The 24,435-nt window shown below is 46.2% G+C and carries 26 protein-coding genes; 1 reads left to right on the top strand and 25 read right to left on the bottom strand.

Annotated features, from left to right (window positions below; translation table 11 throughout):
- Window positions 1–3 precede the first annotated feature (3 nt).
- The 24 genes from rpoS to rpoE form a co-directional block, all read right to left on the bottom strand.
- Window positions 4–999 (bottom strand): RNA polymerase sigma factor RpoS, encoded by a 996-nt coding sequence (gene rpoS / locus CWE13_RS00925; RefSeq protein ID WP_126805468.1) that lies wholly within the window; start codon window positions 997–999, stop codon window positions 4–6.
- Window positions 1,000–1,079: 80 nt separating this feature from the next.
- Entirely contained in the window at window positions 1,080–1,763 is a 684-nt protein-coding gene (locus CWE13_RS00920; protein ID WP_241973609.1) for a peptidoglycan DD-metalloendopeptidase family protein, read from the bottom strand.
- 295 nt (window positions 1,764–2,058) lie between these two features.
- Window positions 2,059–2,700 carry a protein-L-isoaspartate(D-aspartate) O-methyltransferase gene (locus CWE13_RS00915; protein WP_126805466.1) on the bottom strand — a complete coding sequence of 214 codons (642 nt, stop codon included), beginning with the start codon at window positions 2,698–2,700 and terminating at the stop codon, window positions 2,059–2,061.
- A complete protein-coding gene (gene surE, locus CWE13_RS00910; protein WP_126805465.1) occupies window positions 2,697–3,446 on the bottom strand; it encodes a 5'/3'-nucleotidase SurE in 750 nt (249 codons plus the stop codon). The genes CWE13_RS00915 and surE overlap by 4 nt, the downstream gene beginning before the upstream one ends.
- Window positions 3,427–4,554 (bottom strand): tRNA pseudouridine(13) synthase TruD, encoded by a 1,128-nt coding sequence (gene truD, locus CWE13_RS00905; RefSeq protein ID WP_126805464.1) that lies wholly within the window; start codon window positions 4,552–4,554, stop codon window positions 3,427–3,429. Before truD ends, surE begins: the two co-directional genes overlap by 20 nt.
- An 11-nt stretch (window positions 4,555–4,565) precedes the next feature.
- Window positions 4,566–5,057, bottom strand: coding sequence for a 2-C-methyl-D-erythritol 2,4-cyclodiphosphate synthase (ispF, locus tag CWE13_RS00900; protein WP_126805463.1), 492 nt, complete (start codon window positions 5,055–5,057; stop codon window positions 4,566–4,568).
- Between the two features lie 4 nt (window positions 5,058–5,061).
- Complete coding sequence (gene ispD / locus CWE13_RS00895) at window positions 5,062–5,805, bottom strand: 2-C-methyl-D-erythritol 4-phosphate cytidylyltransferase (RefSeq protein ID WP_126805462.1); 744 nt, start codon at window positions 5,803–5,805, stop codon at window positions 5,062–5,064.
- A complete protein-coding gene (gene ftsB, locus CWE13_RS00890; RefSeq protein WP_126805461.1) occupies window positions 5,802–6,095 on the bottom strand; it encodes a cell division protein FtsB in 294 nt (97 codons plus the stop codon). The genes ispD and ftsB overlap by 4 nt, the downstream gene beginning before the upstream one ends.
- Before the next feature lie 108 nt (window positions 6,096–6,203).
- Entirely contained in the window at window positions 6,204–6,902 is a 699-nt protein-coding gene (locus tag CWE13_RS00885) for a hypothetical protein (protein WP_126805460.1), read from the bottom strand.
- 12 nt (window positions 6,903–6,914) lie between these two features.
- Window positions 6,915–8,207, bottom strand: coding sequence for a phosphopyruvate hydratase (gene eno / locus CWE13_RS00880; protein ID WP_126805459.1), 1,293 nt, complete (start codon window positions 8,205–8,207; stop codon window positions 6,915–6,917).
- A gap of 10 nt (window positions 8,208–8,217) precedes the next feature.
- On the bottom strand, window positions 8,218–9,870 hold the full coding sequence (locus tag CWE13_RS00875; RefSeq protein ID WP_126805458.1) for a CTP synthase: 1,653 nt from the start codon (window positions 9,868–9,870) through the stop codon (window positions 8,218–8,220).
- A 150-nt stretch (window positions 9,871–10,020) separates the two neighbouring features.
- On the bottom strand, window positions 10,021–10,842 hold the full coding sequence (gene mazG, locus CWE13_RS00870) for a nucleoside triphosphate pyrophosphohydrolase (protein WP_126805457.1): 822 nt from the start codon (window positions 10,840–10,842) through the stop codon (window positions 10,021–10,023).
- Between the two features lie 27 nt (window positions 10,843–10,869).
- On the bottom strand, window positions 10,870–13,101 hold the full coding sequence (relA, locus tag CWE13_RS00865) for a GTP diphosphokinase (protein WP_126805456.1): 2,232 nt from the start codon (window positions 13,099–13,101) through the stop codon (window positions 10,870–10,872).
- A 118-nt stretch (window positions 13,102–13,219) separates the two neighbouring features.
- Window positions 13,220–13,603: a holo-ACP synthase gene (gene acpS, locus CWE13_RS00860; protein ID WP_126805455.1), complete on the bottom strand. Its 384-nt coding sequence runs from the start codon at window positions 13,601–13,603 to the stop codon at window positions 13,220–13,222.
- On the bottom strand, window positions 13,603–14,331 hold the full coding sequence (gene pdxJ / locus CWE13_RS00855) for a pyridoxine 5'-phosphate synthase (RefSeq protein ID WP_126805454.1): 729 nt from the start codon (window positions 14,329–14,331) through the stop codon (window positions 13,603–13,605). Before pdxJ ends, acpS begins: the two co-directional genes overlap by 1 nt.
- Window positions 14,332–14,359: 28 nt before the next feature.
- Window positions 14,360–15,097, bottom strand: coding sequence for a DNA repair protein RecO (gene recO / locus CWE13_RS00850; protein ID WP_126805453.1), 738 nt, complete (start codon window positions 15,095–15,097; stop codon window positions 14,360–14,362).
- Complete coding sequence (gene era / locus CWE13_RS00845; protein WP_126805452.1) at window positions 15,097–16,038, bottom strand: GTPase Era; 942 nt, start codon at window positions 16,036–16,038, stop codon at window positions 15,097–15,099. The genes recO and era overlap by 1 nt, the downstream gene beginning before the upstream one ends.
- A complete protein-coding gene (gene rnc / locus CWE13_RS00840; protein WP_126805451.1) occupies window positions 16,035–16,742 on the bottom strand; it encodes a ribonuclease III in 708 nt (235 codons plus the stop codon). The genes era and rnc overlap by 4 nt, the downstream gene beginning before the upstream one ends.
- A complete protein-coding gene (gene lepB, locus CWE13_RS00835; protein ID WP_126805450.1) occupies window positions 16,739–17,632 on the bottom strand; it encodes a signal peptidase I in 894 nt (297 codons plus the stop codon). The genes rnc and lepB overlap by 4 nt, the downstream gene beginning before the upstream one ends.
- Before the next feature lie 31 nt (window positions 17,633–17,663).
- Window positions 17,664–19,481, bottom strand: a complete 1,818-nt coding sequence (gene lepA, locus CWE13_RS00830; protein WP_126805449.1) for a translation elongation factor 4 — start codon at window positions 19,479–19,481, stop codon at window positions 17,664–17,666.
- A 91-nt stretch (window positions 19,482–19,572) separates the two neighbouring features.
- Window positions 19,573–20,016: a SoxR reducing system RseC family protein gene (locus CWE13_RS00825; RefSeq protein WP_126805448.1), complete on the bottom strand. Its 444-nt coding sequence runs from the start codon at window positions 20,014–20,016 to the stop codon at window positions 19,573–19,575.
- Window positions 20,013–21,017 (bottom strand): MucB/RseB C-terminal domain-containing protein, encoded by a 1,005-nt coding sequence (locus tag CWE13_RS00820; protein ID WP_126805447.1) that lies wholly within the window; start codon window positions 21,015–21,017, stop codon window positions 20,013–20,015. Before CWE13_RS00820 ends, CWE13_RS00825 begins: the two co-directional genes overlap by 4 nt.
- A gap of 6 nt (window positions 21,018–21,023) precedes the next feature.
- Window positions 21,024–21,632: a sigma-E factor negative regulatory protein gene (locus tag CWE13_RS00815; protein ID WP_126805446.1), complete on the bottom strand. Its 609-nt coding sequence runs from the start codon at window positions 21,630–21,632 to the stop codon at window positions 21,024–21,026.
- Window positions 21,633–21,653: 21 nt separating this feature from the next.
- A complete protein-coding gene (gene rpoE / locus CWE13_RS00810) occupies window positions 21,654–22,235 on the bottom strand; it encodes an RNA polymerase sigma factor RpoE (RefSeq protein ID WP_126766178.1) in 582 nt (193 codons plus the stop codon).
- Between the two features lie 169 nt (window positions 22,236–22,404).
- On the opposite strand from rpoE, the gene nadB reads away from it, so the two are divergent.
- Window positions 22,405–24,012 (top strand): L-aspartate oxidase, encoded by a 1,608-nt coding sequence (nadB, locus tag CWE13_RS00805; RefSeq protein WP_126806124.1) that lies wholly within the window; start codon window positions 22,405–22,407, stop codon window positions 24,010–24,012.
- On the opposite strand, the gene CWE13_RS00800 is transcribed toward nadB, so the two are convergent.
- Window positions 23,986–24,426, bottom strand: a complete 441-nt coding sequence (locus CWE13_RS00800; RefSeq protein WP_126805445.1) for a protein YgfX — start codon at window positions 24,424–24,426, stop codon at window positions 23,986–23,988. The two genes, nadB and CWE13_RS00800, sit on opposite strands and share 27 nt — an antisense overlap.
- Window positions 24,427–24,435 lie beyond the last annotated feature (9 nt).

Here is a 24,435-nt window from a genome sequence, read left to right as displayed (position 1 = left end):
GGCTTAGTCTTCGGAAAAAACGGATTCATTAGAAAGCCCTTGTTGCAGCATTACTTCTTTTAAACGTCGTAATGCTTCAACTTGAATCTGCCTTACACGTTCACGTGTGAGGCCTATTTCTCTGCCAACTTCTTCCAATGTCGCAGGCTCGTAGCCTAACAACCCAAACCGACGCGCCAGCACTTCTTTTTGTTTCGGATTTAAAGCTTCTAACCAAACGAGCAAACGTTCCCGTAAATCATCATCTTGTAAAATGCCTTCAGGGCTACCAGATACTTCATCAGCAATGATATCTAACAAACCCTTTTCACCATCACCAGCTAAAGGTGTGTCTACTGAGGCTATGCGCTCGTTCAAACGCAGCATTTTATTTACGTCTTCCACGGGCAAGTTTAAGCTAAAGGCGATATCTTCTGCGGTAGGTTCATGCTCGAGCTTTTGCGCCAGTTCACGCGCGGCACGTAAGTATATATTGAGTTCCTTCACAACATGAATTGGCAAACGAATTGTTCGCGTTTGATTCATAATCGCACGCTCTATAGTTTGCCGAATCCACCAGGTGGCATAGGTTGAAAATCGAAATCCACGTTCCGGATCAAATTTTTCTACCGCGCGAATCAAGCCTAGGTTGCCTTCCTCAATCAAATCGAGCAATGCCAGACCGCGATTGTGGTAGCGCCGAGCGATTTTAACCACTAAACGCAAATTACTTTCGATCATACGTTGCCGAGCTTTGGCATCGCCTTTCAGCGCTTTACGCGAAAAAAACACTTCTTCTTCGGCAGTTAATAGTGGTGAAAACCCAATTTCACTTAGATACATTTGGGTTGCATCAAGCTTACGCTGGTATTTCGTTTTTGAAGCTAATGCCTCTTCAAGCTCAGCATCAATTTCTTCACCATCTTTGTCGACAAGCGTGGTTTCGTCATCCGAGAACTCGATATCGTCAACAACCTCTGTTTCATCACTATTTGGGTGGCCTTGTTCCTTGTCGCGCATGCTTTTAACTCCTATATACATCCTTTCTACGCCAACACTTCTACGCCAACATCTAATCTGGCGTTTTCTTTGTTGTTTGCTCATCGCCCTCGGGGCAAGTAATTCTCCGGATTCACCGAATTACCGCGAAAGCGTAGCTCAAACCTTAATCGCACATCATCTCGCCCAGTACTACCCATCGTTGCTATCTGTTGGCCTGCTTCAACCCATTGCTGTTCTGAAACCATCAATTGATCATTGTGTCCATAGGCCGTGATGTAATCATCATTATGTTTCAAAATTATTAATTGGCCATAACCACGTAAAGCAGTACCCACATATACAACACGTCCTGGCGCTGCGGCAATGATTGCATCGCCCCGATTACCACTGAACTCCATGCCCTGCCCACCCGTTTCATGAGTTGAGAAACGTCGGGTTACACTTCCCTGCGTGGGCCATTGCCAACGGATATCTCCGGTGGCTATAGTACGTTCGCGCGGCGTTCGTGTAGGCACAGCAGGCGATTGTTTTATATCACTTTCTGCGTTCGATACTGTACTACCATACTCTCTCGAAGAAGCGGTAGCAACAGGCTCTGTTATAGCATTTGTATCGGATGTAGCGGAATTGTTATTTCGATTACCTGTAGAACGCCCATTCTCGCCATTTGCCGGGCGTAAACGAAGCTCCTGGCCAACATAGATTGTGTAAGGTTCACTGAGATTATTTAAACGCGCAATTTCACGCAAATCCATATTTGCGCGAAACGCAATTGCGTACAAAGTTTCGCCTCGCTGTACCTGATAAATATCACTAGAGAGCGAAGCGCGCTCATAATCATGGAAAGTTGTTCCGCGATAAACGGACTCTACGGGGGCAGGTGTATGGGGTGAACTGCAACCACTCACTGCAAAAATAAAAACACAACTAACGACAACAGGGTGTGTGAACGAAAAGTGTATCGGTCGTTTTCGCATGCGTGTATGCCCCCCCCCTAGACGTTAGTTGCTTATGTATTATAGTTTTATACAACAAGTTTGATGGCAGAAATAACGGTATGAATCCAAACCGTATTATTTACGCCAAATCACCTTTCAATAAGGGTACAAAACGAACCGCCCCTTCGCTTTTTTGGCGAAACTCATCGCCATTACGTTCAACCAATAATAATTCTTGCGTGTGCTCACCAACTGGAATAACCAATCGCCCTGCATCTTCACTAAGCTGGGTGATAAGATCTTCGGGCACATGGGCTGCAGCCGCGGTAACTATGATGGCATCGAATGGCGCTTTACTTGGCCAGCCCTGCCAGCCATCGCCATGACGCATTGAAATATTGTGCAGATCCATTCGCTTTAATCGCCGATTCGCTTGATATTGAAGCGTGCTAATCCGTTCCACCGAATATACATGGCCAACAAGTTTGGCAAGTACCGCCGTTTGATATCCTGAACCGGTACCAATTTCGAGCACTTTTTTCGGTGCGTTTTTCATGATCAAGCTTGTCATTCGCGCAACCATAAAAGGTTGCGAAATAGTTTGGCCATTGCCAATCGGTAACGCATTATTATCATATGCTTGGTGCGCCAATGATTCCGGCATAAACTCATGCCGAGGTAGCTGCTCCATAACCGCCAACACCTGCTCGTCATCAACACCTAAATCACGCAATTTTTGTACTAACCGGCGGGCCATACCCTGATGATTATTCAATCTCATTTTGTTTTATCTAACCACTTTTGAACTCGTTCTTCATCATCGCGTGCGGTCATATCAACGGTTAATGGTGTAATCGATACATACCCCTCACGCACAGCTGCAAAATCGGTACCTGGGCCATCATCACGCTGAGGCCCTACTAATCCGTACCAAAAAATTTCTCGGCCCCACGGGTCGCTGTCGCGAACCATATTTTCGGCACGATGGCGCCTACCTAAACGCGTGAGTTTAGTGCCTTTAATATCTTTGAAGGCCACATAAGGCACGTTTACATTGAGTACAAAATCCGATTGTAGCGGCTCTTGCTGTAACTTTTTAATGAGATCAGCCACAACTTGCGCAGCCGTTTCATAGTAATCATGGCCGTGTTGCCCCATGGAAACGGCTATCGCCGGTAAACCAACAAAACGCCCTTCCGTAGCCGCTGCAACCGTGCCAGAGTAGATTACATCATCGCCCATATTGGGCGCATCGTTAATCCCGGAAACCACCAAATCAGGTGCTTCGCCTAATGGTGAGTTCGTACCTATATGCACACAATCTGTAGGCGTGCCATTCACGGAAAAGAACCCATTTTCTAATTGCTCAACCCGAAGTGGACTATGCAAGGTTAACGAATTGCTCGCGCCTGAACAGTTTCTATCCGGTGCAATTACCGTTACTTCTGCAATATCCTTTAATGCGCGATATAGTGCCGCTAACCCGGGCGCACGAACGCCGTCATCATTACTGAGTAGAATTCTCATCTTTCGCCTCATTAAATTCTTTTCGTTCCCCACTTACAAAATCGCCGAGCTCAGCTAACAAAGCCGTTGCAAATGTTCCCGTTGGTAGTGTAAAGCTCAACGCAACAACACCTGGCTCAAGTGTTTCCCAAGTGAAATGTTGTGGTTTTAAAAATAATGCCCGGCGCTCCTGCTTCAAACGCGCTTTACGCAAACCTTCTGTGAACTCAGGCCATTTAGCCAAAACGTTGTGTTCAAACGATGCTGAAGTACCTTGCGCTAAAATTTCACCATCACCATACAATGGACCGGTAAGTTGAATATCAACGTTCGCTACACGCTCTTCAATCTCCGCATCAATTTCCGTAGCGGTAAAAAACGAATGGCTTCCCGTTAATATAAACACATCACCGGCTAATAAATCATCGCCATGCTCAAGCATACGCGCGCTCAGATAATGATTAAACAACCACGATCGCGCTGAGGAGAGTAAAATACCGCGTAAATCGCGATTTTTAATGCGTTTCCCTGCGAACATCGCAAGCACTTGGGTTAGATTCTGCCGATCAATACCAAAACGTTGTTCGCCAAAGTAATTCGGAACACCCGCAGCAACCAATTTTAAGCGCTGCTCTAATAGTGGCATGTCGTTAATACCACGTAAAACCACACGAAACTCGTTCGCTTTGTGTACACCTCGACGAAGCTTTCGATGGCTACGCACGTGCTGTAGCAAGCGCACCGAGCCGGATGGAAAACTTTCGCTAATGCAATTTTGCCAATCAGGCTCAGCTAATGCCGGCAATTCAACTGAAAACCACTGACGCGTAATCCCGAAGCGATCTTTCATCCCCGAAAAACTAACATCGCGCACAGAGATACCTAAACTGCGGGCTATATTTTTAGCTACCTGAGCCGTGTTTACGCCCTCTTTTTCAACAAACAACCAATGATGCTGCCCCTTCTCCACAGGTTCCGGCGAGAAACCTAGGCTCTCGTGAACCACGAAATCGCTATGTTGATGTTTATACACACCCCGAGGCACCACACCTGAATATTGGCGCTGCCACTCACCATGCCATTCTTGCGCGTTATTGTTCGAATTTGTTTCGTGCGCCGATTGGCTCATGTAATACTTCCTTACTTCGTATTTGTTTCATTAATAGGAACTAACAACACCGCAGCCATGCTGGCAATACCTTCGCTACGCCCAGTAAAGCCCAAGCCCTCAGTGGTCGTGGCCTTAATATTTATGGATGTTTGCTGCACCCCAAGTATGTCGGCAACCCGCGCGCGCATCGCCTCGCGATGAGGATTGATTTTTGGCTTTTGACAAATAATCGTGATATCTAAGTTACCAAGTTGATAGCCCGCGCTTTTTACAGCTTGCCAAACTTTTGCTAGCAACTTTGCGCTATCAGCACCTGCAAATTCGGCGTCTGTATCGGGAAACCAGACACCAATATCCCCCTGGCCTATAGCACCAAGTAAGGCATCGCATATAGCATGTAAAACAACATCACCATCGGAATGCGCGAGCAAACCTTGATCGCAATCTACCGGCACACCCGCCAACATAACCGGGCCCTCACCACCAAACTTATGCACATCAAAACCTTGCCCTATTCGCACTCAATTAACCTCTTTTCAATTTTGATAAATAGAATTCAATTAATTCCAAATCTTCGGGATCAGTAACTTTCATTACCATTCTACTTCCTGGCACCAATATTGGTTGTATGCCTCGCGCTTCCATCGCCGATGCTTCATCGGTAATACCCACTCCGTGTTGTTCGGCCAACACTAAAGCACGTTGCAAATCGCCTAATCGAAAAACCTGCGGAGTTTGTGCTAACCAGATATTTTCACGGTCCAGTGTTCTCGCGATGATTGGCAACTGCCCGTAGCTACTCACGCTTGAGCTATTACCCACATTAAGTGCAGCAGTATCTGCAACATATTTTACGGTATCGCGCACTGGAATCGCCAAAAGTGCTCCCTGTGCAGGGAATTCGTAGGCAACATCTAACAATTTTCGCAGCACTTCGGGAGGTAAACACGGCCGCGCTGCATCGTGCACGGCAACAAGGACATCATTTGAAAAGGTGGCTAAGGCCACTGATAGGGCATTTAGAACGGAGGCCGAACGGGTATCACCGCCGTCAACGCGCTCTACTTTTTCTGAGCCCACATAACGGCTACTCGCGAACCAGTGATCATCGGGTTGTAGTGCAATATAGATTTTCTGTATTCGAGATTCAGCAAATAACGCGCTAATCGTATGATCCAGTAACGTGGCACCCGCACATTCAAGATATTGCTTAGGAAGCGCCGCTCCCATCCGCTGGCCAATTCCTGCGGCCGGGATTACTGCAATCATGCATCGGGTTCCTGTTCTTCTACACTAATTAAGCGAAAGAAAGTTTCTTCCGGACGAACTAAACCTAATTCATTGCGAGCACGTTCTTCAACCGCTTCCATAGCATTGCGCAAATCATCAATGTCAGCTGCAATTAATTGATTTCGTTGATTAAGTGTTTCATTCGTTAATTCTTGGCGAGCAACATCACGTTGCAGCTCACGGTAATCTTTCATGCCGTATTCACCGAACCATACTCGGTATTGCAACGCTAACACTAACCCGATGATAATAACCGTTAATAAACGCATGATTTCCTCACGTAATGAATCATCTAGCTTTAAAAAAGCGGCAACAGATATATCACTACAATACGCCACACAATATTAGAACTTTAATCTACCACTGACACCTAGCGGTTAAAAGGGCAACTTATCAACTGATGTGAACTTAGGCCATACAACCGTGGCGCTGAGCAACAGTGTTCGTAAACCCAGTGGGTATGGCTGAAGCCGCCCTTTTGCATTCCATTGGTGGCCACAACACGCGGCCGTCATGTTTGCTTTATCAGGTTTTAGCAATTGCAGCTGGATATTTGCATTCTCATCGCTTTGGCTAAAACCATGAAAATCAAACCAACCCCACTGATTGAGGTGCAAACACTTGTTATCCCAATCCACTTCATCGATAGAATCAAGTGCAATACGAATCGTTCCTGCTGATTCAACATAAACCGGAAGCGGCAGCGCTAGTTTAGCAGAACTAGCCAACCACTCAGCCAGCTTCTTTTGGTTGCTTGAGCTCGTTTGCGATATGTTGCGTTTAGGAGGGGTTGTTTTTTGTTTGGCCAGCCAATTGCCGCTATGAACATCAAGCTGTAAAGGATGTTCAGGCTTAGCAGCACTGACTAATAATGCGTGTGCAGCACGCTGAACGTAGTAGCTTAAACTACCCAAGCGGCGGCGTAATAAACGGATATCCTCAGCTTGAGGATGATCGCTAGCCATACCACTGAGCTGCAATAGTTCTGCGGCATAGAGCGCATTACAAAGCTCAGCGAACTGGCTATCAAATCCAACCGGATTAAAAATATCCGGTTGACCCGTTTTATTCACCATACCTAAATAGGCCTACTGTGCTGCTTTAACTTCCGCACGGCCGTTGTATGCTACATCACCCAACTGCGATTCAATACGCAATAATTGGTTATACTTAGCAACACGATCGGAACGGCATAAGCTACCGGTTTTAATTTGGCCTGCGGCTGTACCTACCGCCAAATCAGCAATGGTGGCATCTTCGGTTTCGCCTGAGCGATGTGAAATTACCGCGGTAAACCCAGCTTCTTGAGCCATCCGAATAGCCGCTAGCGTTTCAGTTAAACTACCAATTTGATTGAACTTAATCAGAATAGAATTCCCGATACCTTCATCAATACCGCGCTTCAGAATTCGTGTATTGGTAACAAACAAATCATCACCAACCAGCTGCACCTTATCGCCAATTTTATCGGTTAAAATCTTCCAGCCGGCCCAATCGCTTTCATCTAAACCGTCTTCGATAGAAACAATCGGGTAACGTGCGCTTAAATCGGCTAAATAATCGGCAAATTCTGAAGATGTAAAGCTCTTGCCTTCACCGCTGAGATGATACTTACCATCTCGGTAGAATTCAGAGGCCGCGCAATCAAGCGCTAGTGTTACATCAGTACCCAAGCTATAGCCCGCATTCGCTACTGCTTCAGAAATAACCGCTAATGCTTCCTCATTCGACGCCAAATCCGGCGCAAAACCGCCTTCATCACCTACCGCAGTGCTTAATCCACGTGCTTTCAGAACAGCTTTCAGCGCATGAAAAATTTCAGCACCTACGCGCAAACCTTCCGCAAAGCTCTTCGCCCCAACAGGCTGCACCATAAATTCTTGAATATCGACATTGTTATCTGCGTGCTCACCGCCGTTTAAAATATTCATCATCGGCAGTGGCATGCTGTATTTGCCACTGGTGCCATTTAAATCAGCAATATGCTCGAATAAGGCTACGCCTTTGCTGATCGCTGCGGCTTTGGCCACTGCTAAAGAAACCGCTAAAATAGCATTGGCGCCAAGCTTTTCTTTATTTTCAGTGCCATCAAGCTCTAACATCGCGTGATCTACCGCATTTTGCTCAAGGGCGTTCATACCGGTAAGCGTTGAAGCTATTTCACCATTCACATGCGCAACCGCAGTTAAAACACCTTTGCCAAGATAACGATCGTTATCGCCATCACGCAACTCGAGTGCTTCGCGGCTGCCGGTAGAGGCGCCACTTGGTGCTGCCGCTCTACCCATACTGCCATCCGCTAAATAAACATCGGCTTCAATCGTTGGGTTGCCGCGCGAATCCATAATTTCACGGCCAATAATTTTTACAATCGTGCTCATAAAAAAATCCTTAAACCTTAATTTTATTATCGCGATGGCTTTGCTGATAATCCTGCGCTGCCGCTACGAAGCTTTCAAATAGAGGGTGCCCATCACGTGGCGTAGAAGTAAACTCCGGATGGAACTGCGCTGCCACGAACCACGGATGATTTGGTATTTCAATCACTTCAACCAAACGCTTATCCGCTGATAAACCACTAAAACGCATGCCGGATTTCTCTAACGTATCGCGATAATTATTGTTCACTTCATAACGATGACGATGGCGCTCTTCAATGGTTTCCTTGCCATAGATTGCCCGTGCTTTGGTATCATCAAGCAAGTGACACTGCTGTGCGCCCAAGCGCATGGTGCCACCCAAATCAGAGCCGGAATCACGAATCTCTTGTTGGCCGCTTTCATCCATCCATTCGGTAATTAACCCAACCACTGGATGCGGGCTTTGTTCATCGAATTCGGTGCTGTTCGCACCTTCTAAACCAGCAACATTACGCGCATACTCAATCAACGCGATTTGCATCCCTAAACAAATTCCTAAGTAAGGAATGTTGTTCTCGCGGGCATACTGGGCTGCAATAATCTTGCCTTCAATACCGCGGCCACCAAAGCCACCTGGTACTAAAATCGCATCAACACCTTCAAGTTTAGCGACACCCCGAGTTTCCACATCTTGGGAATCCACGTAGCGAATATTTACCGTAACGCGGTTATGCAAACCTGCGTGTGCTAATGCTTCGTTCACTGATTTATACGCATCGGGTAACTCAACATATTTGCCCACAAAACCGATGGTGATTTCGCCACCCGGATTTGATTCCAAATACAGAACTTTTTCCCATTCTGCTAAATCTGCTTCCGGCGCCTCTATCGCAAAACGCTCGAGAACGAATTCATCAAGGCCTTGGGATTTTAATATCGCAGGTATTTTGTAAATACTAGGCACATCTTTCAGCGAAATAACCGCGCGTTCCGGTACATTCGTAAACAATGCTATTTTTGCTCGCTCATTGGCCGGAATGCTCCGATCCGAACGGCAAATTAAGATATCTGGCTGAATCCCAAGCGAACGAAGCTCTTTCACCGAATGTTGTGTAGGTTTGGTTTTCACCTCACCGGCAGCCCCTAAAAAAGGCACTAACGTAAGATGAATAAAGAGTGTGCGTTGCCGGCCGATCTCTGCCGAAAGTTGGCGAATCGCTTCTAGGAATGGTTGTGATTCAATATCACCTACCGTGCCACCAATTTCAATCAAGGCAATATCATACCCTTCAGCACCTTCAATAATGCGGCGCTTAATCTCATTGGTAATATGCGGAATAACTTGGATGGTAGCACCCAAGAAATCACCACGGCGCTCTTTACGAATAACGTCTTCGTATACACGTCCAGTGGTAAAATTGTTTTTCTTGGTCATGCGGGTACGAATAAAGCGTTCGTAATGGCCAAGGTCGAGGTCAGTTTCAGCACCATCGCAAGTAACAAATACTTCGCCATGTTGGATGGGGCTCATCGTGCCTGGATCCACGTTAATGTATGGGTCCAGTTTCATGATAGTTACTTTGAGTCCGCGTGCTTCCAATATAGAAGCTAACGAAGCCGCCGCAATACCTTTCCCCAGCGAAGAAACTACGCCGCCGGTTACAAAAATATATTTAGTCGCCATGCAAAACCTGCTGCATTAGGGTAAATGGATCAAGGAAAAGGATGTAAAGACGGGAAAATAGTATACTCTAGCATTGCCTCGGCAACAATGAATTAAGTGTATTTTACTGAAGTCACTTACCGAAGATATCGGCTGATATTAAAAAACCCGCTATTTTGCGGGCTCTTGAAGTATCTGTTTTGCCTCTTGCCACAACGCTTCTAAGCGAGCCAAACCGGCTGTATCAAGGGGTAATTTGCGTGCATCCGCGAGCTTTTCAACTTCGCGAAAACGCCGCATGAACTTTAGGTTTGCTTGCCGCAGCGCCGTTTCCGGATTTACTTTGCAATGCCGCGCTAAATTAACCGTAGCAAACAGCAGATCACCAATCTCTTCTTGCACTTTTTCTTGATCACGCTGGCTTGCCGCTAGTTCACCCGCTACTTCTTCAGTTTCTTCCGTAATTTTAGCCAGTACTTGTTCCGGCTTATCCCAATCGAAACCCACTGCGGAACATCGCTTTTGAATTTTCATTGCTTGTAAAATGGCAGGTAGATTAGTAGGAATGTCGGCGAAAACGCTGCTATCGACCGCTTTATCTGCTCGTTCTTGCTTTTTAATCTGCTCCCACTGCCGCTTCACATCTTCTGAATCAGTTACCGCCCCATCCGCAAATACATGCGGGTGCCGACGCACTAATTTGTCGGCAACCGCTTCTGCAATACCATCGAAATCAAAATCACCTTGTTCTTTGGCAAGTTGTGCGTAAAAAACCACTTGAAACATCAAATCGCCGAGCTCATCCCGAATATCATCTTTGTTGCCTTCAGTAATGGCTGCCGCAACTTCGTACGCTTCTTCAATGGTATAAGGAATAAGGGTTTCCATGGTTTGCTTGAGATCCCATGGGCAACCGCCTTCAGGATTACGCAATGCAGCCATAATATCCAATAACCGATTCACTTGCGTTAAATCTGCGCCGTTATTCTTCATTTACTAAGCCCTCTTAATATTTTTTATTTATTTTCGAAGCGCTTGGCGCACATGGCTAACTTGCTGAATTCTACTCAACAAACGCTGAATTTCATTATTGTGCTGCACCATAATTTCAAGCTCGATAACCACTTGCTGCCGATCATGATCGTGGCGCGTAGAAACGCTATTCACGTTTACCTTTTCATGGCTCAAGATACTTGTAATATCATGCAATAAGCCGGATCGATCTTCCGCAGTAATCAAAATACGAGTGGCGTAGCGCTGCTGTTGTTCTTGCTCCCATGCAACATCTATCGTTCGTTCAGGGTGTGATTCTAATAGTTGCTGTAACTGTTCACATTCCTGATGATGAACTGAAACACCACGACCTTGAGTAACATACCCCATAATGGGATCGCCCGGCAGGGGTTGGCAACAACGCGCAAAATTCATCAAGAGGTTACCAATACCCCCTACTTTCACGCCTTCATGCTGTTTTCTATTCTTGCCGCCTCGGCGTTTACTGGTTAACTTCTCTAGTTCTGTTACTTCATCTTCTTGCGGCCCACGAATAAAGTTAACGATTTGATTTAAACGCACATCACCAGCCCCGATAGCGGCAAGTAAATCATCGAGGTGATTCATATTAAAGCGTTCAATAGCCGGGCCCGTATCCTGCAACGTTAACTTATACTTAGCCAGTTCTGTTTCTAACAGTTCGCGCCCTGCAATCAAGTTTTCTTCACGATCCAGCTTCTTGAAATACGCATGAACCTTGCTCCGCGCCCGCGCTGATTTAAGATAACCAAGTGCTGGGTTAAGCCAATCACGTTTTGGGTTTTCTTCTTTTTGGGTGAGCACTTCCACGCGCTCACCATTTTGTAACACGTAGGTAAACGGCACAATTCGGCCATCCGCTTTTACACCAATACAACGATGGCCTACTTGGGAATGAATATAATATGCAAAATCGAGCGGTGTAGAGCCATAAGGCAAATCGATAACATCACCTTTTGGTGTAAACACATATACGCGATCTTCGAAAACTTGGCTGCGAATCTCCTGCACCAATTCATCATTCTCAGCCATATCTTCATGCCAGGCTAAAAGCTTGCGCAACCACGAAATTTTATCTTCATACCCTTGTGAACGCCCACTGCTGGGGCCTTCTTTATATACCCAATGCGCGGCCACACCAAGCTCAGCATCATCATGCATTTGCTCGGAACGAATTTGGATCTCAACGTTCTTTTGCTCGGGGCCAATAACCACGGTATGAATTGATTGGTAACCATTCGGCTTCGGAGTGGCTACGTAATCATCAAATTCACTCGCTAAATGACGCCAGCGGCTGTGCACTATGCCCAAGGCCGCATAACAATCTTTCAGGTTCTTCGTAACGATACGTACCGCTCGAATATCAAAGAGCTCATCAAATTGCAGGTTCTTTTTCTGCATTTTCTTCCAAATGCTGAAAATATGCTTTGGCCTACCCTCTACTTGAGCATCAATGCTTTGCGCTGCTAAATCATCACGCAAGCCCTGCACAAAAGCATCAATATAAGTTTCTCGTTGCCGCCGCTTTTCATGCAATTGGCGCGCAATCGACATATAGATATCAGGATTTAAATAGCGAAATGAGAGATCTTCAAGTTCCCATTTGATCTGCCCCACGCCTAAACGATTTGCCAGCGGACCATAGATTTCACTGCACTCTTTCGCGGCCAACACACGGGCTTCTTCGTCCGCATTCTTAACTTCCCGCAGAAAACAAATACGCTCCGCAAGCTTAATGAGTACTGCACGAACATCCTCTACCATCGCTAAAAGCATACGCCGAACGGCATCGATCTGAGCTTCACCTGGCTTTCCATGGCGAAAGTGTTGCAAATCGCTAATACTGTTCATTTGTTGAACGGTATCCACGAGCGCCGCAGTACTACTGCTCAACTGCTCCGTAATCCATTCTTGGTCGATAAGTTTCGATTCGTAAAAAGGGACACATAAAGCAGCCTGTAAGCTTTGCTGATCAAGTTTTAAACTCGAAAGGATTTCAACCATTTCCTGCCCTTTCAACACAAGAGCGGCAATTGAATTAGGTTGAGAGGGGGATTCTGTTACTTGTGGAATATCTGAGGCACCCGCACGTGCCTGCTGCTCTAATATAGCAACAAGTTTGCGCAGCGCTTCCTGTTCAGATTTCTCGTAAACATGGTTAAGCCAGCTATCATCGCTAGATTGGTGTTCGTCCGCATGAACATTTCTAACCTTAACCATACATACTCCTACATATACTACTTAGGCGACCTTGCTCGATAACGAGAAGTGAACAACGAAATGGGATAGCGAGCAATATCCCCGATCACCAAACCATAACCGCCATCACTAACAATATCTATTCGCGGCTCTCTAAAATAACCATCGCCTGCGCGTAATGAGCCTCATCACTCAAAGAAAGATGCTGGTGGCTCACGGCCAGCTCTTTTGCCAAACTTTCAGCGGCGTGCGTGAAAACCAGCAGAGGCTGGCCCAGCGAAGTGTGGCTAACTTCGATATGTTGCCAACTCATACCGTTTTGCAAACCAGTACCCAGCGCTTTCAACGCAGCCTCTTTCGCGGCAAACCGCTTGGCTAAATATCGCTCTGGTTCCTTTGCCGCGCTGAACGCGTCATGCTCACTCGCGGTTAATAATCGCTTGGCTAAAGCCGGTTGGCGCTGTAACGCTAAACGAATACGTGCAATTTCCACGATATCGGTGCCAATTCCCACTATCGCCATTAGCGTCGGGCCTGTTCAATAATATTTTTCATATCAGCAACAGCATTGTGCAGGCCACTAAACATCGCTCGAGCAATAATTGCATGGCCAATATTAAGTTCAAATATCTCAGGAATGGCCGCAATAGCTTGGGTGTTGTGGTAGTGCAATCCATGCCCTGCATTCACTACCAAACCTAAGTCTTTGGCATACCGTGCAGCCTTTTGTAACTGTGCTAACGCTTCTACTTGCGTTTGCCCCTGTGCTTCTGCGTAATGTCCTGTATGCAGCTCAATGTAGGGCGCGTTTACTTCTTTCGCCGCGTCAATTTGCTTTTCATCAGCATCAATGAATAACGACACCAAAATTCCCGCATCGTTGAGTTTTGCCACAACATCGCGGCTTCGCGCTAACTGGCCTGCTACATCTAATCCACCTTCGGTGGTTAATTCTTCACGTTTTTCTGGAACCAAGCACACATAGGCCGGCTTAGTTGCAATCGCAATCGCCACCATCTCGTCGGTCATGGCCATTTCTAGGTTCATTCGTGTTTGAATGGTTTCCGCTAACAACCGAACATCGCGGTCGGTGATATGTCGGCGATCTTCTCGTAAATGCACGGTAATGCCATCGGCGCCTGCCTGCTCTGCAATTGCTGCCGCTTGCACCGGCTCTGGGTAGGCAACACCGCGCGCGTTGCGCAAAGTAGCGATATGATCAATATTCACTCCGAGTAAGGCAGCTGCCATGATTTCTCCCAACGTCTAAAAAACTACATTATTTGTTCTGCACAGCGGCGAGCAATAACTCGCGGCTACGCAACGGCTTACTACCCAGCAAAGGGGCATAAGCATTACGCATTAATTGCTTAAATTGTTTTAAAACTTGCGGATTGGCGAGTTGAAATTGCCCTAACACACTAATTTCAGCACCGCTTATCAGCCATTCCGACGAAGCGGTTTCTGCTGGCGCTTCGCCGATATACAGTGCTTCATTCTCTATTTGCGCTGGCACAAAACCACTGCCTGCTACAAATCGATATAAAATACCCGGCTCAATGGCGTTCCCATCATTTGCATCATGCGTAAAAGAGAAATCAAGATCAAGATGACAAAGCAAACGATATTCAAATTGCCGTAAAACAGGCTCAATAACCTGTGTTTCTGATAGCAATTCTAGGCTTTTCACATAATCGATAAACAATCCGGGGAGATCCGTATGTTCAGGAAGTAATCGTTGTAACAGTTCATTCAAATATAGGCCACTGTATAAGTGAACCGAGCGCAACGGAAAGTTCTGTACACTATCGGCCCGCGCTAGGTTCTTTACTTCGCCACGGCCTTTAAGTTCAATATCGATGAGGGTAAATGGTTCCAGAGTAGCACGCAACGAAGAACGCCTGCTGCGGGCATATTTTGAAATAGCGCGAACACGACCGAAACCTTCGGTAAATAGATCCAGCAGGAGGCCGTGTTCTTGCCAGGGCCAACGGTGTAAAACCACGGCCCGAGTCATTATTCTTCTCCGTAGCCTAAGCTACGCAAAGCGCGTTCGTCATCGGCCCAGCCAGATTTCACTTTCACCCACAGTTGCAGGTTTACGCGTGCATCAAGCATGTGTTCAATATCTTTACGCGCTTCTGCACCTATCGTTTTCAGCTTACTGCCTTTATTGCCGATAACCATACGCTTTTGCCCTTCACGTTCTACTAAGATTAGCGCGTGAATATGCACCATACCGTTCTCGGTAGTTTCATATTTTTCAATTTCAACTGTAGTTGAGTAGGGTAATTCTTCACCCGTAAAGCGCATGAGCTTTTCACGCACGGTTTCCGCGGCCATAAACCGAACCGAGCGATCGGTGACGTGATCAGCAGGATAAAAATGTACACCTTCACGTAAATATGGGCGCACGAGCTCTTTAATTTTCGGCATGTGCTCCGGCGATAGCGCCGAAATTGGAATTATTTCTTTAAATTCAAAATCGGCTGAAATCTCTTGAATGTGGGGTAGTAATGAACCTTTATCCTTTACCTGATCAATTTTATTAATGATCAGCATCGCCGGACGATTCGCCCGCATAATCTTGCCCAGCACCATTTCATCGTCTTCGGTCCAGTGCGTACCTTCAACGATAAATAGCACAAGATCAACATCGCCAATCGAGGAACTCGCCGCACGGTTCATTAAGCGGTTAATCGCACGCTTTTCATCTTTGTGTAAACCTGGAGTATCCACATAAATAGTTTGATATGGGCCTTCCGTATCAATACCTAAAATACGATGCCGCGTGGTTTGCGCTTTCTTCGAGGTGATACTCACTTTTTGACCGAGCAGCTGGTTCAATAGCGTTGATTTACCTACATTAGGCCGCCCTACAATAGCTACAAACCCATTGAACGTTGGTCCCGCAGGCGTTTCACTGGCTTCTGCTGCAAAAAAATCATCTAAATTCATCTTAATTCCTTGCCTTCCGGCAGTTCCGCCAAGTGCTCAATCACTTTCGCAGCCGCATTTTGCTCTGCTTTTCGTCGGCTGGTTCCCGTAGCAACTACAGGTTCAGCAAGTGGTTCAACTTTACATGTAACGGTAAAACGTTGATTGTGTGCCTGCCCTTCGGTAGCGCTAACTTCATACTCTGGCACGGCGAACTGGCGACTTTGCAGGTATTCCTGCAAGCGTGTTTTTGGATCTTTCTGACTATTTCCCGGCTTAATATCTTTTAGTAATGGCTGATACCATGCCCGTACTATTTCTTGTACTGTTTGAATATCACTATCAAGAAAAATAGCACCGATAATAGCTTCTACGGCATCCGATAAAATTGAATCACGCCGGAAACCACCGCTTTTGAGCTCCCCTGGGCCTAGGTTTAAAAACTTACCAAGCTCAAACTCCCGGGCAACGTTCGCCAACATATCTCCGCACACTAAAGTTGCGCGCATCCGACTTAAATCACCTTCAGGCGATTTTGGGAAACGATGATAGAGCGCTTCAGCAATAACTACACTTAAAATAGAATCGCCTAAAAACTCAAGCCGCTCATAATGCCCTTCACCAGCACTTCGATGCGTTAGCGCCTGATACAATAATGCATGGTTGTTAAAATTATAGCCTAGCCGCCGCTCAATCTCACGGAGCTGGATAGGTGTTAAACTCACTCAATTCTCCCTAAACGATCAAACCGAACCTTGCTGGGCACCCATTTGGGTAACCAACTGTTCGCATCCCTTTCAAACTCAAAGCTTAACCAAATAAAAACTGCTCGCCCTACCAACAGATCTTCATTCGCGTATCCCCAATAACGGCTATCAACCGAATTATCGCGGTTGTCGCCAATGAAGAAATACTGCCCTTCCGGCACGTCCCACACAAATGAATCACTGTGAATATTCACGCGTGGATTAATCAGTATGTTGTATTCGGCACCATCATAGTTTTCGTGATATCGGCGAACCGGAACTTGCTGTTGCATGAATTCACCTTCTGCCTGAAACTCACGCTGCAAAACAATAGGCTCAACACCATCACAATCAGGCAAGCATTGGGGCTGAACGTAAAACGTTTTATCCGTATAGGTGACACGATCACCTGGCAGGCCAATCACTCGCTTAATGTAATCAAGATCAGGTTCTACCGGATATTTAAATACCACGATATCACCGCGTTCAGGCCGACCCGTATTTAAAAATTCCTTACGTGTTACTGGCTCACGTAGCCCATAACGGAATTTCTCAACCAGAATAAAATCGCCCACCAACAAAGTTGGCATCATCGAACCGGATGGAATACGAAAGGGTTCATATAAAAATGAACGCAAGATTAAAATCACAAACAAAACTGGGAACGCCGCTTGCGCAAAATCCGCCAATCCTGATTGTGGTGCGAGTTGATCAGCTTGTTCAGGTTTGAGCTTTACGCCAGATTGCGCCTCTACCGCACGGATTTTCTCCAAACGCTTCGGCTTCCAAACCCAATGGTCAATCGCCCAAATGATGCCCGTAAACAAACTGCCAAACACCAACAACAAGGAAAAGTAATATGTGGTCATGCTGAACGTTCCTGTTTAAGTTCCTAAATCGTTACTTGCCGGTTTTCAAAACCGCAAGGAACGCTTCCTGAGGCACTTCCACGTTCCCCAGTTGTTTCATTCGTTTCTTACCTTCTTTCTGTTTCTGTAATAGCTTTTTCTTACGGCTAACATCACCACCATAACACTTCGCGGTTACGTTTTTCCGCAATTGCTTCACGGTACTGCGAGCAATAACGTGGTTGCCAATCGTTGCTTGTATCGCAATATCAAACATCTGCCGCGGAATTAGTTCCCGCATTTTATCAACTACGTCACGCCCACGATACTGAGCTTGGCTGCGGTGCAAAATCATCGCTAAAGCATCAACGCGCTCAGCGTTAATTAAGATATCGACCCGAACCATGTCTGATTCATCAAAACGTTTAAACTGATAATCAAGAGAAGCATAACCGCGGCTAGTAGATTTCAAGCGATCAAAGAAATCCATCACCACTTCCGCCATTGGCAGTTCATAAGTAAGCGCAACTTGATTGCCATGATAAACCATATTGGTTTGCATACCACGACGCTCAACACAAAGGGTAATAACATTCCCTACATGTTCTTGTGGTACTAAGATATTCGCTTCTACGATAGGTTCATAAATCGCCTGAATCTCATTCACGGGTGGTAAATATGCAGGGTTATCCACCATTTTAATTTCACCCTTGGTGGTTTCTACTTTGTAAACAACCGTGGGTGCTGTCGTAATAAGGTCGATATCATATTCACGCTCGAGCCGTTCTTGGATGATCTCCATGTGCAACATGCCCAAGAAACCACACCGGAAACCAAAGCCGAGCGCGCCAGAGTTTTCCGGTTCAAAAAACAACGAAGCATCGTTTAAACTCAGTTTATCTAAAGCATCGCGGAAGTTTTCATAATCATCAGAACTAATCGGGAACATGCCGGCATACACTTGCGGCTGCACCTTTTTAAAGCCCGGTAACATTTTATCCGCTGGCCGTTTGGCATGCGTTAACGTATCACCTACGGGCGCGCCATGAATCTCTTTAATGCCGGCAATCACGTACCCTACTTCACCGGATCGAAGCACCCCAGTATCGGTTTGCTTCGGTGTGAAAATACCTACTTTATCGACAATATGATCGTGCCCTGTCGACATTACCTTCATTTTTTCGCCTGCGCGCAGCACGCCTTTCTTGATACGAACCAAAGAAACAACGCCCTGGTAGTTATCGAACCAAGAATCAATAATCAACGCTTGCAATGGTGCTTCATCATCAGCTTCAGCTTCTGGAGAAGGCACTTGTTTCACAATTCGCTCAAGTACTTCGTCAATACCAATACCGGTTTTAGCTGAACAACGCACTGCATCGCTCGCTTCTATGCCTACAATATCTTCAATTTCCTGCGCAACGCGCTCTGGCTCGGCCGAAGGCAAATCGATTTTATTGAGTACCGGAACAACCTCTAAATTCATATCGATTGCGGTATAACAGTTTGCGAGTGTTTGTGCTTCCACGCCCTGTGCTGCATCAACCACGAGCAAAGCGCCTTCACAGCCTGCTAGGCTGCGGGAAACTTCGTAAGAAAAATCTACGTGGCCAGGGGTGTCGATAAAGTTTAATTGGTAACGTTCGCCATCGTTGGCATCATAGTAAAGCGTAACGCTTTGCGCTTTGATGGTAATCCCGCGTTCGCGCTCAATATCCATTGAATCGAGCACTTGTTCAGCCATTTCTCGTTGTGTTAATCCGCCACAAGTTTGGATCAAACGATCGGACAACGTGGATTTACCATGATCGATGTGCGCGATTACAGAGAAATTACGAATGTTCTTTTTTGCTATGCCAACTTGGCTCATGTACACCTCATATCCGGTCAGTCAGCAAAACGCTGCGACTCCTCACCGTATTAATGAGGCGAATTTTACTTACTTTGGCGCAGATAAACAATCAAGGTTGGTCGGCTGGGAGGATATTAACCTGCATTAATTCGCGAACTTGCAGATCACGGCGCCTTAACCAGCGTTTTAAGCCAATAAAACTCGCTGCAAATCCGGCACCTGCGAATAAAATGCCATAAAGTTCTTGGTGCGGAAATAATTGTTCACCGATTAAAGCACCGGCAAGTAACATTACAATCGGCAATAGATATAACAACACAGAAAACTTCAGCATTGCTTTTTCAGGTAACCATAGCTCAACTTGAGTACCAAGCTGCGGCGGCTTTTCGAGCCATATATCAACACTACCGCGCCGATTCGGTAGTGCTTTAGATAAAATACCGGCACCACAGTGGCTTTGTTGCTTACAACCACCACAGCCCTGTTGCAGAGCTGTGGTTATCGTCACGTTTTGCCCGCTAACTGCGGTAACTTCACCAATTTCTCGAATCATCTACGCACCGATGTTGCAATACGTTGTAACGTGGCTATTGGTAACCGCCCCACCACCGTTACGCTGTAATCAGCAAAACTATGCGAGTAAAGGGATTCCAAGCCGTTGTACCGTAAATTAGCTGACGCTTCTGGATCTTCGCTCACGTAAACAGAAACCCGTGTTAAACCATCAGAATATAAGTAATAATCCGCCGCAATCCCGGTAATCGGTAAGCGATGATGATTGCCTCGAATAAGCTTAAAGCCACGCGGAATATAATTCGTTTGCCAATCATGGCGAACATCCACCGAACGATGAACATCATCAACAACCGGCGGAAGATTAAGCTCATTCACCTGCTCTAATTCACTATTCAATTCGGTGGTTACTTCTAATGCGGTAAGTTGCACTTGCTCAAGGGGTTCACCTTCTTGGCTGACCGTCAGCATGCGTAACAACATTCCTGATTCTCGATCTAACCACAACGAATAACCATATCGATCCTGCTCTTTTGGGATCAAGCGCACATGCACCGTTGTTCGGTCCATTATTCGCGCGCCGCCCATTGGAACAGCGTTATACGCCTCAGCTATATTTGAAAAATCACGGAAAAACGCGGTAGGAATAGGCCCAAACATTGTGTTCGCGCGAATGCTGTAGGGAGAGCTCATGGAGTGAAAATAAGATACGGTTTGACCACGACGAATAATATGGATTTCTGGGCCATTCAAACTATGCAGAAGTTCAAGTTCTTCATTTTCATTGGTATGCCCATGCAACCAACGAAACATCTCTATGCGCTGGCCTTGCACATGCACCAACGAGGCATTGAAATTATATTCCGTTAATGCCTTTTGCATTAAGTTAAACCAACGCTCACCTTCTACTAATGCGCGTTGTTCACCGGCCCGCAACTCAGTTGCACCCAACTCTTCTTGCGGCGCAGCAGCCAATGCTGAACTGCAAATCAAACTACTGGCGGTTACCGCACACGCCAGCAAATACCGGTACCCATGCATAAAGTGTTATTCAATTTCCTGTTCAGGCAACTCAGGTTTAGTGTCTACCTCAGCTTCAACTTGTTCACTTAGTTGTAACTGTTGCTGATGATCAAAGAAAAACGATTGCAGCAAGCGCCGCTCTTGATCCACTTCTTGTTGATCAACCGCTGGTGAACTGGTCATGTTAAAGCTCACTGGGTTAATTACGCCGCCTAACGGACGTGTTTCAAACCCTGTATTTGCTGAGGGAGCCACTTCTGGCGCAACAATTCCATCATCAACAGGCTGATAGCTCTGGATGCCAACAATCGTCACTATTGCCACCCCGGCTGCCACCGCAACATTCGCCGCAGGGCGGAACCAACCACCTTGAAGCCATTGTTGTAAAGCTTGCCAGCTACTTTTAGGAGCTACCGCATGTTTAGGCTCAGCCGCTATCTGTGCAGCAACCGCAGCAGAGATGTCGAATGGCTGCCCACTAGTGGCTTCTCCACGAATTACCGCGCCGGTTAGCTGATAGCGAAACCAGCGTTCTCGCTGGCTCGCATTTTCCACCAGCTCATGCATTGCTTCATCGCCATCAATGTGGCCATCAAGCAGTGCTGAAAGTTGTTCTTTCTGGTGTTCTGTCATTCGTGTCAATCCTCAGTTGGCTTAATTCGCATCGAGCAACGGTTCTATTGCCTTATCAATGGCTTCTCGTGCTCTAAATATCCTAGAACGTACCGTTCCTATCGGACAATCCATGGTGATGGCAATTTCTTCATAACCCATACCGTCTAATTCACGTAGGGTTATTGCTTGCTTTAAATCGTCTGGCAAAGCATCAATAGCTGCCATCACAGTGCGTTTTAGTTCGTCAGATAACAACATTCGCTCTGGAGAAGCGATATCTCGCAAACCATGTCCAGCATCTAAAAATTCTGCATCTTGTGCATCTACATCAGAAGACGGTGGCTTTCGCCCCCGCGCAACCAAATAGTTTTTTGCCGTATTTACCGCAATACGGTATAGCCATGTATAGAACGCACTTTCGCCTCGAAAGTTCGGTAATGCACGATAAGCTTTTATAAATGCTTCTTGTGCAACATCCGGAACATCGCCGGGATGTTTTACGTAACGTGACACTAAGCTAATGATTTTGTGCTGGTATTTCTTCACCAAAACATCAAAAGCTCGTTGATCACCGCGCTGTACTCGTTCTACCAGCTGTTGATCAATTTCCTGTTCGCTCATTCGAGCCCACTCTCTTATTAACCCTTGTTAGCGCATATGAATGCCGCGTATTTTAAACTGGGCTCGCATCTTCCGTACTAGACTAGACCAAGCATTTTTTAAAAAGTTCGCAAAAATAGTGATAACAAAGGTAAAATCTAATAATAATTCTTAACCACGATAAATCATGATGAACTCAGACGCTACAATAACGTGCGATGTATTAATTATTGGCAGCGGTGCTGCCGGTCTGTCACTTGCGCTGCAACTCGCCAAAGAATATCAGGTAGTGGTGTTAAGTAAAGGGCCGTTAGCTGAGGGTTCTACCTATTACGCACAAGGTGGCATCGCCGCCGTGTTTGATGCCAACGATAGTATAGAATCACATATTGAAGATACACTCATCGCTGGTGCCGGTATTTGTGACTCTGCAGTTGTTCGCTATACCGCCGAAAGAGCTAAAGAAAGTTTAAAGTGGTTAATTGAACTAGGCGTCGATTTTGATCGAGAACCCGACGAAAACGGCGAACCACGTTTTCATCTCACTCGAGAAGGCGGCCATAGCCACCGCCGCATACTTCATTCTGCTGATGCCACCGGCCGAGCGGTGCAAAGCACGCTCACGAGCCAAGCTCTGAGCCACCCCAATATTCAAGTTCTTGAGCACTGTAACGCCATTGATTTAATTACCTCAGGTTCTCCCGAGCAAAGCCGTTGTATTGGCGCGTACGTTTGGAATCGCCGGCAAGAGCAAGTGTTAACCGTAGCTGCCAAATTTACAGCGCTCTGTACGGGTGGTGCGAGTAAGGTTTACCAATATACCTCGAACCCTGATATCGCGAGTGGCGATGGTATCGCCATGGCTTGGCGAGCGGGTTGCCGCGTTGGAAATATGGAATTTAACCAGTTCCACCCTACGTGCTTATTTCACCCAAATGCGCGGAACTTTTTGCTTACCGAAGCGCTGCGCGGCGAAGGCGCATTATTAAAGCGCCCTGATGGTTCACGTTTTATGCCTGATTTCCACGCATTGGCCGAACTCGCCCCACGGGATGTTGTGGCCCGGGCGATCGACTATGAAATGAAGCGATTAGGCGCTGATTGCATGTATTTAGATATTTCCCACAAACCTGCTGATTTCATTCGCCAGCACTTTCCAACAATTTATGAAAAATGTAAGAGTTTAGGTATCGATATAACAGCAGAGCCGATGCCCATAGTTCCCGCTGCACACTACACATGCGGTGGCGTTGTTACTGATTTAAATGCTAAAACTGATGTTGATAACTTATATGCCATTGGTGAAGTTGCTTACACCGGTCTGCACGGCGCAAATCGGATGGCGAGTAATTCGCTACTCGAATGTGTTGTTTTCGCTCGTGCCGCGGCTGCCGATATTACGGCAAAAATTGAAAACACTCAGTTGGTTAAGGAAATAGCAGGCTGGGATGAAAGCAAAGTTACTAATTCAGATGAAGAAGTTATCATTCAACACAATTGGCATGAATTACGTTTATTCATGTGGGATTACGTGGGTATTGTACGAACGGATAAACGCCTTGAACGCGCTTTACGACGAGTTGAAATGTTGCAACACGAAATTCACGATTACTACGCTAACTTTCGCGTAAGCAATAACTTGCTCGAGTTACGAAATTTAGCACAAGTAGCGCAACTCATTATCGAAAGCGCTATGCTGCGCAAAGAAAGCCGAGGCTTACATTACACGCTAGATTATCCAGAGTTAGCGAACGATTCCTCAGCGACCATTTTAACGCCGCCGAAGCGGCGCATTTAAGGTAATGCCGATACGTCGAATTCTCGCCCAATCCGTTGCAGACAATTGATCTTTCCAAATCCGGCACCATGTTACCGGTGCCCTTTTTACTGCTGCAGGTTTATCCATGTTCGCAGCATCATGATTGTTAATTCTTACCGCAATCAGCCAGGGCGAAATTATCATTGGCGGACACAGCTGTAATGACTCGCCGCTTTCACTCAAGGCTAAACCACTCTCACAGCACTTGATAAACGGTATGTTCTTCCGACGTTCAGCATCAAAACTAAACGCAAATAGAAATAGCGCGCTTACAAATAACCAAGCTTCAACGAGAATGCTCGCTAGGGATAACAGCATTGAACCGATATACCCAAGCTGAATCCATAGGCGAGCCACATTAGAGGATTTAAACACAAACTGATATTGAGCCATCCGTAGCTC

Origin of the sequence: Aliidiomarina shirensis (genome assembly GCF_003987345.1) — a bacterium.
Taxonomy (GTDB): domain Bacteria; phylum Pseudomonadota; class Gammaproteobacteria; order Enterobacterales; family Alteromonadaceae; genus Aliidiomarina; species Aliidiomarina shirensis.
This window is presented reverse-complemented; position numbering and strand designations above follow the sequence as displayed.

Bases quoted from the DNA above. Each gene is read 5' to 3' on its own strand.
- rpoS (WP_126805468.1), bottom strand. From the start codon at position 999: ATGCGCGACAAGGAACAAGGCCACCCAAATAGTGATGAAACAGAGGTT.
- CWE13_RS00915 (WP_126805466.1), bottom strand. From the start codon at position 2,700: ATGAGATTGAATAATCATCAGGGTATGGCCCGCCGGTTAGTACAAAAA.
- surE (WP_126805465.1), bottom strand. From the start codon at position 3,446: ATGAGAATTCTACTCAGTAATGATGACGGCGTTCGTGCGCCCGGGTTA.
- truD (WP_126805464.1), bottom strand. From the start codon at position 4,554: ATGAGCCAATCGGCGCACGAAACAAATTCGAACAATAACGCGCAAGAA.
- ispD (WP_126805462.1), bottom strand. From the start codon at position 5,805: ATGATTGCAGTAATCCCGGCCGCAGGAATTGGCCAGCGGATGGGAGCG.
- ftsB (WP_126805461.1), bottom strand. From the start codon at position 6,095: ATGCGTTTATTAACGGTTATTATCATCGGGTTAGTGTTAGCGTTGCAA.
- CWE13_RS00885 (WP_126805460.1), bottom strand. From the start codon at position 6,902: ATGGTGAATAAAACGGGTCAACCGGATATTTTTAATCCGGTTGGATTT.
- eno (WP_126805459.1), bottom strand. From the start codon at position 8,207: ATGAGCACGATTGTAAAAATTATTGGCCGTGAAATTATGGATTCGCGC.
- CWE13_RS00875 (WP_126805458.1), bottom strand. From the start codon at position 9,870: ATGGCGACTAAATATATTTTTGTAACCGGCGGCGTAGTTTCTTCGCTG.
- mazG (WP_126805457.1), bottom strand. From the start codon at position 10,842: ATGAAGAATAACGGCGCAGATTTAACGCAAGTGAATCGGTTATTGGAT.
- relA (WP_126805456.1), bottom strand. From the start codon at position 13,101: ATGGTTAAGGTTAGAAATGTTCATGCGGACGAACACCAATCTAGCGAT.
- acpS (WP_126805455.1), bottom strand. From the start codon at position 13,603: ATGGCGATAGTGGGAATTGGCACCGATATCGTGGAAATTGCACGTATT.
- pdxJ (WP_126805454.1), bottom strand. From the start codon at position 14,331: ATGGCAGCTGCCTTACTCGGAGTGAATATTGATCATATCGCTACTTTG.
- recO (WP_126805453.1), bottom strand. From the start codon at position 15,097: ATGACTCGGGCCGTGGTTTTACACCGTTGGCCCTGGCAAGAACACGGC.
- era (WP_126805452.1), bottom strand. From the start codon at position 16,038: ATGAATTTAGATGATTTTTTTGCAGCAGAAGCCAGTGAAACGCCTGCG.
- lepB (WP_126805450.1), bottom strand. From the start codon at position 17,632: ATGACCACATATTACTTTTCCTTGTTGTTGGTGTTTGGCAGTTTGTTT.
- lepA (WP_126805449.1), bottom strand. From the start codon at position 19,481: ATGAGCCAAGTTGGCATAGCAAAAAAGAACATTCGTAATTTCTCTGTA.
- CWE13_RS00825 (WP_126805448.1), bottom strand. From the start codon at position 20,016: ATGATTCGAGAAATTGGTGAAGTTACCGCAGTTAGCGGGCAAAACGTG.
- CWE13_RS00820 (WP_126805447.1), bottom strand. From the start codon at position 21,017: ATGCATGGGTACCGGTATTTGCTGGCGTGTGCGGTAACCGCCAGTAGT.
- CWE13_RS00815 (WP_126805446.1), bottom strand. From the start codon at position 21,632: ATGACAGAACACCAGAAAGAACAACTTTCAGCACTGCTTGATGGCCAC.
- rpoE (WP_126766178.1), bottom strand. From the start codon at position 22,235: ATGAGCGAACAGGAAATTGATCAACAGCTGGTAGAACGAGTACAGCGC.
- nadB (WP_126806124.1), top strand. From the start codon at position 22,405: ATGAACTCAGACGCTACAATAACGTGCGATGTATTAATTATTGGCAGC.
- CWE13_RS00800 (WP_126805445.1), bottom strand. From the start codon at position 24,426: ATGGCTCAATATCAGTTTGTGTTTAAATCCTCTAATGTGGCTCGCCTA.